At 73.0% G+C, this 12,415-nt stretch carries 12 protein-coding genes; 9 read left to right on the top strand and 3 right to left on the bottom strand.

Annotation, left to right across the window (positions count from 1 at the left end; all coding sequences use genetic code 11):
• From VGE38_RS13410 to VGE38_RS13400, 3 genes are all read left to right on the top strand, one after another.
• Positions 1-388, top strand: a 388-nt coding sequence (locus tag VGE38_RS13410; protein ID WP_331143045.1) for a class F sortase, incomplete at its 5' end; no start/stop codon positions are given.
• A gap of 142 nt (positions 389-530) precedes the next feature.
• On the top strand, positions 531-1,706 hold the full coding sequence (locus VGE38_RS13405) for an LLM class flavin-dependent oxidoreductase (RefSeq protein WP_331143050.1): 1,176 nt from the start codon (positions 531-533) through the stop codon (positions 1,704-1,706).
• A gap of 2 nt (positions 1,707-1,708) precedes the next feature.
• Positions 1,709-2,371 carry an FMN reductase gene (locus VGE38_RS13400; RefSeq protein WP_331143044.1) on the top strand — a complete coding sequence of 221 codons (663 nt, stop codon included), beginning with the start codon at positions 1,709-1,711 and terminating at the stop codon, positions 2,369-2,371.
• Between the two features lie 13 nt (positions 2,372-2,384).
• On the opposite strand, the gene VGE38_RS13395 is transcribed toward VGE38_RS13400, so the two are convergent.
• A complete protein-coding gene (locus VGE38_RS13395) occupies positions 2,385-4,664 on the bottom strand; it encodes an EAL domain-containing protein (RefSeq protein WP_331143043.1) in 2,280 nt (759 codons plus the stop codon).
• A gap of 59 nt (positions 4,665-4,723) precedes the next feature.
• Positions 4,724-5,251, bottom strand: coding sequence for a YbhB/YbcL family Raf kinase inhibitor-like protein (locus VGE38_RS13390; RefSeq protein WP_331143042.1), 528 nt, complete (start codon positions 5,249-5,251; stop codon positions 4,724-4,726).
• Between the two features lie 82 nt (positions 5,252-5,333).
• Between VGE38_RS13390 and cobA the strand changes: the two genes are divergently transcribed.
• The 3 genes from cobA to VGE38_RS13375 all read left to right on the top strand — a co-directional run bounded on the left by cobA (position 5,334) and on the right by VGE38_RS13375 (position 8,516).
• A complete protein-coding gene (cobA, locus tag VGE38_RS13385) occupies positions 5,334-6,554 on the top strand; it encodes a uroporphyrinogen-III C-methyltransferase (protein ID WP_331143041.1) in 1,221 nt (406 codons plus the stop codon).
• A complete protein-coding gene (locus VGE38_RS13380; protein WP_331143040.1) occupies positions 6,554-7,357 on the top strand; it encodes a TrmH family RNA methyltransferase in 804 nt (267 codons plus the stop codon). The genes cobA and VGE38_RS13380 overlap by 1 nt, the downstream gene beginning before the upstream one ends.
• Positions 7,358-7,454: 97 nt before the next feature.
• On the top strand, positions 7,455-8,516 hold the full coding sequence (locus VGE38_RS13375) for an NAD-dependent epimerase/dehydratase family protein (protein WP_331143039.1): 1,062 nt from the start codon (positions 7,455-7,457) through the stop codon (positions 8,514-8,516).
• Between the two features lie 46 nt (positions 8,517-8,562).
• On the opposite strand, the gene def is transcribed toward VGE38_RS13375, so the two are convergent.
• The gene (def, locus tag VGE38_RS13370; protein WP_331143038.1) at positions 8,563-9,156 is read right to left on the bottom strand and encodes a peptide deformylase; all 594 of its coding nucleotides are present in this window, start codon (positions 9,154-9,156) and stop codon (positions 8,563-8,565) included.
• Between the two features lie 98 nt (positions 9,157-9,254).
• On the opposite strand from def, the gene VGE38_RS13365 reads away from it, so the two are divergent.
• The 3 genes from VGE38_RS13365 to VGE38_RS13355 are packed head-to-tail and all read left to right on the top strand — an operon-like array spanning position 9,255 to position 12,391.
• Positions 9,255-10,619 (top strand): acyl-CoA dehydrogenase family protein, encoded by a 1,365-nt coding sequence (locus VGE38_RS13365; protein WP_331143037.1) that lies wholly within the window; start codon positions 9,255-9,257, stop codon positions 10,617-10,619.
• On the top strand, positions 10,619-11,833 hold the full coding sequence (locus tag VGE38_RS13360) for an acyl-CoA dehydrogenase family protein (protein ID WP_331143036.1): 1,215 nt from the start codon (positions 10,619-10,621) through the stop codon (positions 11,831-11,833). The genes VGE38_RS13365 and VGE38_RS13360 overlap by 1 nt, the downstream gene beginning before the upstream one ends.
• Positions 11,834-11,851: 18 nt before the next feature.
• Complete coding sequence (locus tag VGE38_RS13355) at positions 11,852-12,391, top strand: nucleosidase (protein ID WP_331143035.1); 540 nt, start codon at positions 11,852-11,854, stop codon at positions 12,389-12,391.
• The last annotated feature ends 24 nt before the right edge of the window (positions 12,392-12,415 follow it).

Below are 12,415 nucleotides of genomic sequence, written 5' to 3'. Positions count from 1 at the left end.
GGTCCCGGTGCGGGCGCCCGGTCGCAACCTCGTGCCGCCGCGCGACCCGGCGCAGCTGGGCTGGTGGGCCGACGGCGTCCGCCCGGGGGCCCGCCGTGGCGCGGCCCTGCTGGCTGGTCACACCGTGCACGGCGCCGCGCGTGGTGCCCTCGACGACCTGGAGCGGCTGCGCCGGGGCGACGAGGTCGCGGTGAGGACCGGTCGCAGCACGTTGACCTACGTCGTCACCCGGGTGCGGATCTTCACCAAGGGCGAGCTCGCCCGGCATGCCGAGCGGCTCTTCGACCAGCACGCAGCGCATCGGCTGGTGGTCGTCACGTGCGAGGACTGGGACGGCACCCGGTTCCTGAGCAACGTCGTGGTCACCGCCCGGCCCGGCACTGCCTGAGCAGAGCTTCCGCGCGGGGAGCCGACGGCCGACGCGCGGGTCCTCGTGCCGTGGAATACCGTGGCAAGGTCGCAGGTTGAGCTAGGTGGTTCAGGATTCAACTAGCCTGGCGGTTCCTCTCACGGAAGGCACGACGATGGGCATGCAGTTCGGCATCTTCACGGTCGGCGACGTCACGACCGACCCGACCACGGGGCGCACGCCCACGGAGCACGAGCGGATCAAGGCGACCGTCGCGATCGCGAAGAAGGCCGAGGAGATCGGCCTGGACGTCTTCGCGACCGGCGAGCACCACAACCCGCCGTTCATCGCGAGCGCGCCGACCACGACGCTGGCCTACATCGGCGCGCAGACCGAGCGGATCATCCTCTCGACGAGCACGACGCTGATCACCACCACCGACCCGGTGCTCATCGCCGAGGACTACGCCAAGCTGCAGCATCTGGTCGACGGTCGCGTCGACCTGATGATGGGCCGCGGCAACACCGGCCCGGTGTATCCCTGGTTCGGCAAGGACATCCGGCAGGGCATCAACCTGGCCATCGAGAACTACGCGCTGCTGCGCCGGCTGTGGACCGAGGATGTCGTGGACTGGAGCGGGCGGTTCCGCACCCCGCTGCAGGGCTACACCTCCACCCCGCGCCCGCTCGACGGCGTCGCGCCCTTCGTCTGGCACGGCTCGATCCGCAGCCCCGAGATCGCCGAGCAGGCCGCGTACTACGGCGACGGCTTCTTCCACAACCACATCTTCTGGCCCGCCTCGCACACCGAGCAGATGGTGCGGCTCTACCGGCAGCGCTTCGAGCACTACGGGCACGGCACCGCCGAGCAGGCGATCGTCGGCCTCGGTGGCCAGTTCTTCATGCGCAGGAACAGCCAGGACGCCATCAACGAGTTCCGGCCGTACTTCGACAACGCGCCGGTCTACGGCCACGGCCCGGCGCTGGAGGACTTCATGGAGGCGACGCCGCTGACCGTGGGCAGCCCCCAGCAGGTCATCGAGCGCACCCTCTCGTTCCGGGAGTACGTCGGCGACTACCAGCGCCAGCTGTTCCTCCTCGACCACGCCGGCCTGCCGCTCAAGACGGTGCTGGAGCAGCTCGACCTCTACGGCGAGATCCTGCCCACGCTGCGTGAGGAGTTCGCCAAGCTCCGCAAGCCGGGCGTGCCGGACGCGCCCACGCACACGAGCCTCGTGGCGAAGGCAGGCGGGCCGCAGGACGCGACGGTGTACGCCGAGGGCGACTCGGCCACCGGCACGACCGACCGGCCGCTGGACGACCCCGAGGTCGCCAAGGTCCTGGAAGCGGAGATCTGAGGATGCGCCACATCGTCGTGATCAGCGCCGGCCTGAGCGTGCCGAGCTCCACCCGGCTGCTCGCCGACATGCTGGCCGAGGCCTCGCAGCGCGCGGTGGAGGAGCGTGGCTCGGAGGCGTCGGTCGAGATCGTGGAGCTGCGCCCGCTGGCGCACGCCCTCGCCGACCACCTGCTGACCGGCTTCCCGACCGGTGACCTGAAGGCGGCCATCGACAAGGTCCGCCACGCGGACGGGCTCGTGGTCGTGACACCGGTCTTCTCGGCGTCGTACTCCGGACTGTTCAAGACGTTCTTCGACGTCCTCGAGCCCGGCCTCCTCGACGGCAAGCCGGTCCTGGTCGCCGCCACCGCCGGGACCGCCCGGCACAGCCTGGTGCTCGACCACGCGCTCCGGCCGCTGTTCGCCTACCTGCGCGCCGTCGTCGTGCCGACCGGCGTGTTCGCGGCGAGCTCCGACTTCGGCTCGAGCGCGGGCGGCGAGTCCCAGGAGCTCGGCAAGCGGGTCGTGCGGGCCGCCACCGAGCTCGCGGCCCTGGTGGGCGGTCCGGCAGCCGGCCCGGTGCGTGCCGCGGCCCACCAGCGGACCGTCGACGACGAGTTCGACAACCCGACGTCGTTCGAGGACCTGCTCCGCGCCGCCAGCGACGGCCCGCCGGAGTTCTAGCCCGCCCGCTCGGCTACGGCCCGCCCACCGGCTCGGCTTCGTCCCGGACCGCGGCGGGGAGGTCGGCGGGCAGGGTGGCGGGAAGGGTGGCCAGCAGCCGGGCGGCCGGGACGGGCGGTCCGAGCAGCCGGCCCTGCGCGTAGGCGACGCCGAGATCGGCGGCGAGCGCACGGTGCTCCGCGGTCTCGACGCCCTCGAGCACCACCGGGGTGCCCAGCTCGTCGAGCATCCGGACGGTGTGGCGCAGCAGCACCCGGCTGCGCTCGTCGGCCAGGAATCCGCGGTCGAGCTTGACCCAGGCCCAGGTGTGCCGGGCCAGCGCCGTCATCCGCGCCTGGCCGGTGCCGAAGTCGTCGATGGCCAGTCCGACGCCACGACGGCCGAGCTCGTCGGCGACCGCCGCCTGGTCGGCGGTCCACTCGGTGTCGCCGCGCTCGGTCAGCTCGAGCACCAGGTGCGCCGGAGACGTCGCGGCGCGCTCCAGGACCCAGTGGAGCAGCCGGCTGTCCCAGGTGAGCTGGGCGGCCTCCAGGTTGATCGACATCGAGAGCCGGCGGCCCGTGCGCTGTACGGCCTCCTCGGCGGTCGCGAGGGCCTGTCGGGCCACCTCCAGACTCACCACGTCGAGGACGCCGAGCCGCCCCGCGGCGCCGACGAGGTCGACCGGTGACATCGGGCCGTGGGAGCCGACGCTGCCGCGCAGCAGCGCCTCCCAGCCCTGCAGCTCGCCGTCGGGCATCGAGAAGACCGGCTGGTAGACGACCTCCAGCCCGCCGTCGAGCAGGGCGTGGACGACGTCCTCGTCGGTCGGCAGCGATCCCATCGGGCGGGCCGCCTTGCGGCGGCGCAGGTCGGCCTCCGCGCGGCCGACCAGACCCGCCGCGCTGTCGGGTGCGCCTTCGGCGCCGGCCGCGAGGGCGCGGCCGATCGTCGCCGTCACCACGATCTCGCGACCCTGCGACTCGACCGGCTCGGCGACGATCCGGCCGAGCGCCGCGCAGGCGTCGTCGAGTGCGGCGGCGTCGCGCACCTCACGCAGCACGCCGACGAACTCGTCGCCGCCGAACCGCGCGAACCGCCAGTCGCTGGAGGCCTTGCGCAGCCGCGCGCCGACCGCCGCGAGGACGTCGTCGGCACGCAGGTGCCCGTGCTTGGTGTTGAGCTGCTTGAAGTGGTCGAGGTCGAAGAACACCACGGCCAGCCGCTCTCCGGTCCCCGGCTCGTCCAGGAGCTGGTCGAGGATCTCGCGCCAGGCGCCGTACTCCAGCAGGCCGGTCAGGTCGTCGGTCACGGCGCGCGTCTCCAGCTGCGCCACCTTGGCGTCGAGATCGTGCGACGCGCGGGCCATCGAGGCCAGGCCCGCGACCAGCTGGCCGTCGTACCTGCTGAACGCGAAGTCACCGGGCTCGCGGCGCACGACCAGGAACCGGCCCTGCTGGACCTGCTGGCTCAGCGCCTCGGGCTCGCCGGGCCGCGACTCCATCCCGACGCTGCTGGCCCGGACGTGCCGGCGGACCAGGTCGGTCAGGGTCTCGTCGACCTGCCCGGAGGGCCACGGCGTCGCGACGGCGGCCTGGATCAGGGCCTCGGAGAGGCGGCGCAGGGTGGCCACGCGCAGCGCGAGCCAGCCCGCTGCCACACCCAGGACCGTCACCCCGGCGATCGCCACGGTGACCGCGCGGCTCTGGTCGTCGCGGGAGAGGACGTGCAGCACGCCGAGCAGCCAGCCGGCGTACGCAGCACCGACGGCCCCGAAGACGACCTGGCGGACGGTGAGCGAGGGCCGCTGGCTGCCGCGCAGCCGCTCCCGGATGTTGTCGAGCAGCCACAGGCCGGCGAAGTACACCGCCAACCCGACCAGCAGTCGGCTGTACGGCGCCGTGCCGAGCTCGTCCATGCGTCCCACGCTGACCATCGCCTGGCCGGCCAGCACGACGATCGCCCACCGGGGCATGCCGGCGCGACCGCGTCCGAGCACCACGGCGTAGGTGGCGAGCGCGACGATCGCCCACAGCGGCAGCACCGTCGGGGCACCCTCGGCCTGCGTGCCCGAGACGACCGCGAGCACCACACCGAGCACGAAGGGCGTCGATCCCTGGGTCGCGGAGGTGTTGAGGATGAAGCCAGCGACGCTGACCACGACGGCCGCGAGCGCTAGTGCGAGCAGGGCGACCGGGTCGACCTCGGGAACACCGTCGTGCCAGCCGGCGAACGAGGTGGCCACGACGACGATCGCGCCGACGACCAGCAGTGTGTCGAAGGCGCGCACGCGGCGCTGACGGGACCCGGGCACGGACCGCAGCCTAGGGCCAGCCGCCCCCGCTCACCGGCCCATCGGCGAGGAAGTTCGTCTCAGTGTCGGTAGGTGCCGTGAAGGATGGCTCGGGCGGCCGTCTTGAAGGCCAGGTTGAACGACACCACGGCCGGCGTCGCGTCCGCGTCGACGCCCAGCGTCTCCTCGGTGACGGCGTGCACGACGAAGTAGTAGCGGTGCACCTGGTCGCCTGCCGGCGGGGCGGCGCCCATGAACGCCGGCTCACCCATGTCGTTGCGGACCATGAACGCCCCACCCGGCAGGTCGCTGCCTGCCGCGCCGATGCCGGCCGGGAGGCTGGTCACGTCGGCCGGCAGGTCGACCAGGACCCAGTGCCAGAAGCCGCTCGGTGTGGGGGCGTCGGGATCGAAACAGGTCACGGTGTAGCTGCGCGTGCCGGCCGGCGCCCCGGACCAGGTCAGCTGCGGCGAGGTGTTGCCGTACGCCGCGACCTGCTCGTCCTTGAGGGGAGCACCGTCCGTCACGTCGTCGCTGGTCACGGTGAAGTCGGGCACCGGTGGCAGCAGGTCGTAGGGGTTCGGGGTCACGGGGCGGTCCAGGGCCATGTCTCGCACGATAGTCCGGTCACACCAGTCCGGCCGGTGGGCGGGGCGAGGGGCCGGTCGGCGGGACCGCGAGAATGGGGGAGTGGCCGACTTTCCGCCGTACCCCTCGGGCCTGCGCCTCGCCGGCCGCCGTGTCGTCGTCGTGGGCGGTGGGCACGTCGCCCAGCGCCGCGTGCCCGCCCTCATCGCCGCCGGCGCGATCGTGGAGGTCGTCTCCCCACAGGTGACGCCCGCCCTCGAGGGGCTGGCCGGCGCCGGGGAGATCGCCTGGACCAGGCGTCCCTTCGAGCCGACCGATCTGGACGGGGCGTGGTACGCCATCGCCGCCACCGACTCCTCCCAGGTCAACCAGGACGTCTCCGAGGCGGCCGAGGAGCGGCGGGTCTTCTGCGTCCGCTCCGACGACGCTCCTGCCGCGACCGCGTGGACGCCGGCGGTCGGTCGCCACGCCGGCGTCACCGTCGCCGTACTCGGCAACCGTGACCCGCGCCGCTCGGCGGCGGTCCGCGACGAGATCGTCGAGGGGCTGCGCGAGGGCACGATCGCGTCCCGGCACCACCGCGATCGCGTCGCCGGCGTGACGCTGGTCGGGGGCGGCCCGGGCGACCCGGAGCTGATGAGCGTCGCCGGCCGACGCGCGCTCATGGAGGCCGACGTCGTCGTGGCGGACCGGCTGGCCCCGCGCGAGCTGCTCTCCGAGCTGCCGGCCGACGTCGAGCTCATCGACGTCGCGAAGCTTCCCCGCGGCCGCTCGGCCCAGCAGGAGGAGATCAACCGGGTCATCGTCGAGCAGGCGTTGGCCGGCAGGAGCGTCGTGCGCTTCAAGGGCGGGGACAACTTCGTCTTCGGCCGTGGCTACGAGGAGGTCCTGGCATGCCGCGAGGCCGGCGTGCCGGTCACGGTCGTCCCGGGCCTGACCTCGCCGGTCGCCGTCCCGGCCGTGGCAGGCATCCCGGTCACCCACCGCGGGGTGGCCCACGAGTTCACCGTCATCTCCGGCCACCTCCCGCCGGGCCACCCGGAGTCGCTGACCAACTGGGCCGCGGTGGCCGGGCTGGCCGGCACGCTGGTGCTGATGATGGCCGTCGAGAACGCCCCCGCCATCGCCGCCGCGCTCCTGGACGGCGGCCGCCTGGCAGAGACACCGGTGGCGGTCGTCTGCGACGGAACGATGCCCACGCAGCGGACCGTGCTCGCCACGCTCGGCACCCTGGCGGACCGGCTCGCGGAGGAGTCCGTGCGGCCTCCGGCGATCATCGTCGTCGGCGAGGTGGTGCGAGTGGCGCACCCCGACGCGTACTGATGGCCGAGCTCGTCGAGATCACCGCGGCCGACGACCCGCGGCTCGCCGACTACCGCGACCTGCGCGACGTCGAGCTCCGCAAGCACCTCGAGGCCGAGCACGGGCTCTTCCTCGCCGAGGGCGAGAAGGTCGTACGCCGCGCCGTGGCCGCCGGCTACTCGCCGCGCTCGTTCCTGATGGCCCCCAAGTGGCTCGACGGGCTGGCCGACGTCCTCGCGAGCTCCGAGGCGCCCTGCTACGTCATGCCCGAGCGGCTCGCGGAGGAGGTCACCGGCTTCCATGTACACCGCGGCGCGCTCGCGTCGCTGCAGCGCCGCCCGCTCCCCTCGGTGACCGAGGTCCTCGAGGGCGCGCGCTCGGTGCTGGTGCTCGAGGACGTCGTCGACCACACCAACGTCGGCGCGGTGTTCCGCTCCGGTGCCGCGCTCGGCTTCGACGCCGTGCTGCTGGCGCCGCGCTGCGCGGACCCGCTCTACCGTCGCTCGATCAAGGTCGCCATGGGCACCGTCTTCAGCGTGCCGTGGACCCGTCTCCCGGACTGGTACGACGCGCTGCCGTCGCTCTCCGCCCTCGGCTTCACCACCGTGGCGCTCACCCTCGCGCCGGACGCCGTCCCCATCGAGGAGGCGGTCGCCGGCCTCGACCGCGTCGCGCTCGTCCTGGGCTCGGAGGGCCACGGCCTGTCCACCCGATGGCAGGAGGCCGCCGACCGGCGCGCCGTGATCCCGATGAGCGCCGGCGTGGACTCCCTCAACGTCGCCGCCGCCAGCGCGGTCGCCTGCTACGTCACCGCCCGCCGTTGAGTCCCGGGCCCTGGCCCGTCGAGTCCCGGGCCCTGGCCCGTCGAGTCTCGGGTCCTGGCCCTGGGTTGCCGATGGTGCCGGTCGGGCACCGGTCGCCATGCGGATCGCAGTGACCGGAGCAACGGGGAACGTCGGATGGAGGCTGGTGCGGCGGCTGGCCGAGGAAGGCCATGAGGTCGTCGGCATCGCGCGGCGCCTTCCCGACGGACCGGGATCGCGGGTCGCCACCTGGCGCTCGATCGACCTGAGCCTCCCCGGGGCGGAGCCGGACCTGGTCGCGGCCTTCGACGGCGCGGACGCCGTTGTGCATCTGGCCTGGGGCTTCCAGCCCAGCCACCGGCAGGACTATCTCACCGCCCTCGACCTGGGCGGGACGACACGGGTCATCGCGGCAGCACGGGCAGCCGGTGTCGGGCACCTGGTCCACCAGTCCTCGCTCGGTGCCTACTCGCCCGGGCCCGACGCCGGGCCGGTCGACGAGAGCTGGCCGACCGGAGGCGTGCCGTCCTCGGGCTACAGCACCCGGAAGGCGCGCGCCGAGCGCCTCCTCGACGACCTCGAGGGAGCCGATCCCTCGCTCGTCGTCACGCGCACCCGGCCGGGCATCATCGGCCAGCGTCAGGCTGGCTCCTCGCTGCTGCGCTACACGGTCCCGGGCATCGTTCCGGGCCGCGCGCTGATGGCGTTGCCCGTGCTGCCGCTCGACCGGCGGCTCGCCTTCTCGGCCGTACATGTCGACGACGTGACCGACGCCTTCGCGAGGATCATCTCGCGGCGGATCGGTGGCGCCTTCAACCTCGCGGCACCGACGCCGGTGACCGCCGAGGTGATCGCGGAGGCGCTCGGCGCACGTCTCGTCCACGTCCCCGGAGGGCTCCTCCGGCTGGGTGTCGCCGCATCATGGCGCGCCCACCTGCAGCAGGTCGATCCGGGCTGGCTCGACATGGCGATGTCACTACCGCTGCTCGACGCCGGGCGCGCCCGCTCGGTCCTCGACTGGTCGCCGAGTCTCGACGGACCGGCCGTGATGGCGGAGGTCATCGACGGGATGGTGGAAAGGGCGTCCGCGGGGACGCCGGTGTTACGCCGCCGTACCGTCCGCGAGACCGTGGCCGACGCCTGGCGTCGTGGCGCGGTCGACCATCGCAGGCTCCCCTAGGGCCACGGCCCGGGTCTCGCGGGGCCACGGTCCGGGACTCGACCGGTCAGGCGGGCCAGGTGGTGGGGTAGTCGTCGGCCGCCTTGTCGTGCAGCTTCTGGAGCTTCTTGCGGGCCCGGGCGGGGAGCCGGTCGCCGAAGACGGTGCCGAGGGTGTGGTCGGTCTCGTGCTGCAGGCAGCGGGCGAGCAGCCCGTCGCCGCTGAACTCCACCGGCTCGCCGTCGAGGCCCTGGCCGCGCACCGTCGCGTAGTCCGGGCGGGCGCACTCCACGAACGCGCCGGGGAACGACAGGCAGCCCTCGTCATCGTCGTCGAGGCGTCGCTCACGCCCCTCGGGCACCTCCACCTCGGGGTTGCACACCACGCCGACCCACCGCTCTCCGGCGGCGTCGGGGCAGTCGAAGACGAACATGGCGACGTCCTCGCCGATCTGGCAGGCGGCGAGGCCGACCCCGTCGGCGGCGTACATCGTGGCGACCATGTCCGCGGCCAGCCGCCGCAGCGCGTCGTCGAAGACGGTCACGCGGGCCTGCGGGCGGTGCATCACGGGCGTTCCCCAGCGGGTGATGGGGCGGACCGTCCCGCCGTCGGGGAGGGGGCCGTACGGCGCGTGGACGTCGCTCTGGGGCGTGGCTGCCATGCCACGGAGACTATCGGGGCCTCGCGGGCGACCACCGTGTGACCTGCGGCATCGCGTCAGGCGTAGCGGATCTTGTAACTCAGAGTTACATTGTCGTCATGTCCCTTCTCCAGAACCTCAAGGGCGGCGGCCGGTTCGGCGTTCCGTCCCACGAGAGCCGCGACCCGATCGGGTACGCCGTCGCCGCTCTGAACCGGCTGGCGCAGAGCGAGATGCTCGACCGACTCGGGATCCGCAGGCAGACCGAGCAGACCGTCTTCACCGTGACGCGCAGCGGCTTCAAGGTCGCCACGAACGCGGGGCGCACCTTCGCGAAGGCCGGCAAGAAGGGCAAGCCGGGGATGCGAGTCGCGAGTGCCCAGCGCAGCGGCGTCTTCGACCTGACCCCGACCGAGGACGAGCAGATGCTCGTCGACGTCGTGTCGGAGTTCGCGACCGAGGTCGTCCGCCCGGCCGCCGCCGAGGCCGACGAGGCCTGCGCCGCCCCTGACGCCCTGCTCAAGGCCAGCCTGGAGATCGGGCTCCCGATCCTCGGTGTGCCCGAGGAGCTCGGCGGCATCTCGGAGACGCGCAGCGCGATGGCCGGCACGCTGGTCGCCGAGGCGCTCGCGAAGGGCGACCTCGGGCTCGCCGTCGCCACGCTGGCGCCGGGATCGGTCGCGACCGCCCTGGGGCTGTGGGGCACCGACGAACAGCAGCAGACCTACCTCCCGGCGTTCACCGGCGACGCCGTGCCGGCGGCGGCGCTGGCGCTCAACGAGCCCCGCGTGCTCTTCGACGTCCTCGCGCCGCAGACCACGGCCACCCGCACGAGCGGCGGCTTCGTCCTCAACGGCGTCAAGTCGCTGGTCGCCCGCGGTGCCGACGCCGAGCTGTTCGTCGTGGGCGCCAGCCTCGAGGGTCGCCCCGTGCTGTTCCTCGTCGAGGCCGGCACGCCGGGTCTCGCCATCGAGGGCGACCCGGCGATGGGGGTGCGGGCCGCGGGTCTGACGCGGCTCACGCTGACCGACGTCACCGTCCCGGCCGAGGCGGTGCTCGGCACCACCGACGGCGAGACCTACACCGAGTGCGTGCGGCTCTCCCGGCTGGCGTGGTGCGCGCTGGCCGTCGGCACGGGTCAGGCGGTGCTCGACTACGTGACGCCGTACGTCAAGGAGCGCGAGGCGTTCGGCGAGCCCATCGCCCACCGCCAGGCGGTGGCGTTCATGGTCGCGAACATCGCGATCGAGCTGCAGGCGATGCGGCTGGTCACCTACAAGGCGGCCTCCCGGGTCGCGCAGGGCATCGACGCGAGCCGGGAGATCGCGCTCGCGCGCCGGCTGTGCACGGAGAAGGGCATGCAGATCGGCCTCGACGGCGTCCAGCTGCTCGGCGGCCACGGCTTCGTCAAGGAACACCCCGTCGAGCGCTGGTACCGCGACCTGCGGGCCATCGGGATCATGGAAGGCACGGTGCTCGTCTGATGGCGATCAACCTGGAGGACCCCAAGAAGCTGACGCCGCTGCGCGACCAGGTGCACCAGGTCGCCATGAACATGCTGCGGCCGATCAGCCGGAAGTACGACCAGGCCGAGCACGCCTACCCCAAGGAGCTCGACATGCTCGCGGCGATGGCCGACGGGCTCGCGGAGTCCGGCGCCGGGGAGGGAGCGGGCGCGACCGGCGTACGCCGCTCCGGCACTGCCGACGACACGACCGTGAAGAACGGCTCCAACATGGCCTCGGTCATGTCGGTGGCCGAGATGTGCTGGGGCGACGTCGGGCTCACTCTGGCCATGCCGCGCCAGGGACTCGGGAACTCCGCCATCGCGAGCGTCGCCAACGACGAGCAGCTGGAGCGGTTCAAGGGCACCTGGGCGTCGATGGCGATCACGGAGCCGTCCTTCGGGTCGGACTCCGCGAAGGTGTCGACGACCGCGACCAAGGACGGCGACGAGTACGTCATCAACGGCGAGAAGATCTTCGTCACCTCCGGCGACCGCTCGGACTCGGTGGTGGTGTGGGCGACGCTCGACAAGAGCCTGGGGCGCGCGGCCATCAAGTCGTTCGTCGTCCCGAAGGACACTCCGGGCGTGAAGGTGGAGCGGCTCGAGCATAAGCTCGGCATCCGCGCCTCCGACACGGCCGTCATCACCTTCACCGACGCGCGGGTGCCGGCCGAGAACCTGCTCGGGTCGCCGGAGATCAACACCGCCGAGGGCTTCGCCGGCGCGATGGCGACCTTCGACAACACCCGCCCACTGGTCGCGGCGATGGCGGTCGGCTGTGCCCGCGCCTCGCTCGACCTGACCCGGGAGCTGCTGACGCAGGCCGGCGTCGAGATCGACTACGACCGGCCCGCGACGGTCCAGAGCGCCGCGGCGGCGAAGTTCCTCCAGCTGGAGGCGGACTGGGAGGCGGCGTACCTGCTCACCCTGCAGGCGGCCTGGATGGCCGACAACCGCAAGCCCAACTCGCTGGAGGCCTCGATGGCCAAGGCGAAGGCCGGCCGGGTGGGCTCGGACGTCACGCTGTCGTGCGTGGAGCTGTGCTCCTCGGTGGGGTACGCCGAGGCCGAGCTGCTCGAGAAGTGGTCGCGCGACTCCAAGATCCTCGACATCTTCGAGGGCACCCAGCAGATCCAGCAGCTCATCGTGGCCCGCCGGATCCTGGGGCTGAGCTCGGCGGAGCTGAAGTAGGTCCTAGGGTCGGACGCCATGAGCGTGCTCGTGGTCTCCGCGACGGCGGCCGAGGCGGCCCACGTCCCCTCCCACCTGTCGGTGCTCGTCACCGGCATCGGGAAGGTGGCGGCCGCCTCGGCCGTCGCGCGTGCGCTGGCGGCCGATCCGGCGGTCGACCTGGTGGTCAACATCGGCTCGTGCGGGGCGCTGCGCGACGGGCTGGGAGGCGTCTTCGAGGTCGGCCGCGTGCTCAACCACGACCTGTCCGCGGGCGCGCTGCGCGCGATCGGCTACGACCCCGAGGAGTGGCTGGAGGTCGGTCCCGCGCCGATCGCACTGGCGACCGGTGACCTGTTCGTGCACGAGACCACCACCCGCCTCCGGCTCGCCGAGCAGGCGCATCTGGTCGACATGGAGGGGTACGCCGTCGCCTGGGCGTGCCGCGCCGCCGGCGTGCCCGTGCGGCTGGTCAAGCACGTCTCCGACAATGCCGACGAGGAGTCCCTGGACTGGGCGAGCCTCGTCGACGCCAGCGCGCGCGACCTCGGGGCCTGGCTGGCGGCGCACCTCGTCTGACGCCGGCTGACGCGTCTGACGTCA

Source organism: Nocardioides sp. (assembly GCF_036405735.1).
Lineage (GTDB): Bacteria > Actinomycetota > Actinomycetes > Propionibacteriales > Nocardioidaceae > Nocardioides.
The sequence above is the reverse complement of the archived record's forward strand: the minus strand, read 5'-3'. Positions and strand labels throughout refer to the sequence as shown.

Coding starts and splice junctions, on each gene's coding strand:
- VGE38_RS13365 (WP_331143037.1), top strand. CDS start 9,255: ATGTCCCTTCTCCAGAACCTCAAGGGCGGCGGCCGGTTCGGCGTTCCG.
- VGE38_RS13355 (WP_331143035.1), top strand. CDS start 11,852: ATGAGCGTGCTCGTGGTCTCCGCGACGGCGGCCGAGGCGGCCCACGTC.
- VGE38_RS13380 (WP_331143040.1), top strand. CDS start 6,554: ATGGCCGAGCTCGTCGAGATCACCGCGGCCGACGACCCGCGGCTCGCC.
- VGE38_RS13375 (WP_331143039.1), top strand. CDS start 7,455: ATGCGGATCGCAGTGACCGGAGCAACGGGGAACGTCGGATGGAGGCTG.
- def (WP_331143038.1), bottom strand. CDS start 9,156: ATGGCAGCCACGCCCCAGAGCGACGTCCACGCGCCGTACGGCCCCCTC.
- VGE38_RS13400 (WP_331143044.1), top strand. CDS start 1,709: ATGCGCCACATCGTCGTGATCAGCGCCGGCCTGAGCGTGCCGAGCTCC.
- VGE38_RS13360 (WP_331143036.1), top strand. CDS start 10,619: ATGGCGATCAACCTGGAGGACCCCAAGAAGCTGACGCCGCTGCGCGAC.
- VGE38_RS13405 (WP_331143050.1), top strand. CDS start 531: ATGCAGTTCGGCATCTTCACGGTCGGCGACGTCACGACCGACCCGACC.
- VGE38_RS13390 (WP_331143042.1), bottom strand. CDS start 5,251: ATGGCCCTGGACCGCCCCGTGACCCCGAACCCCTACGACCTGCTGCCA.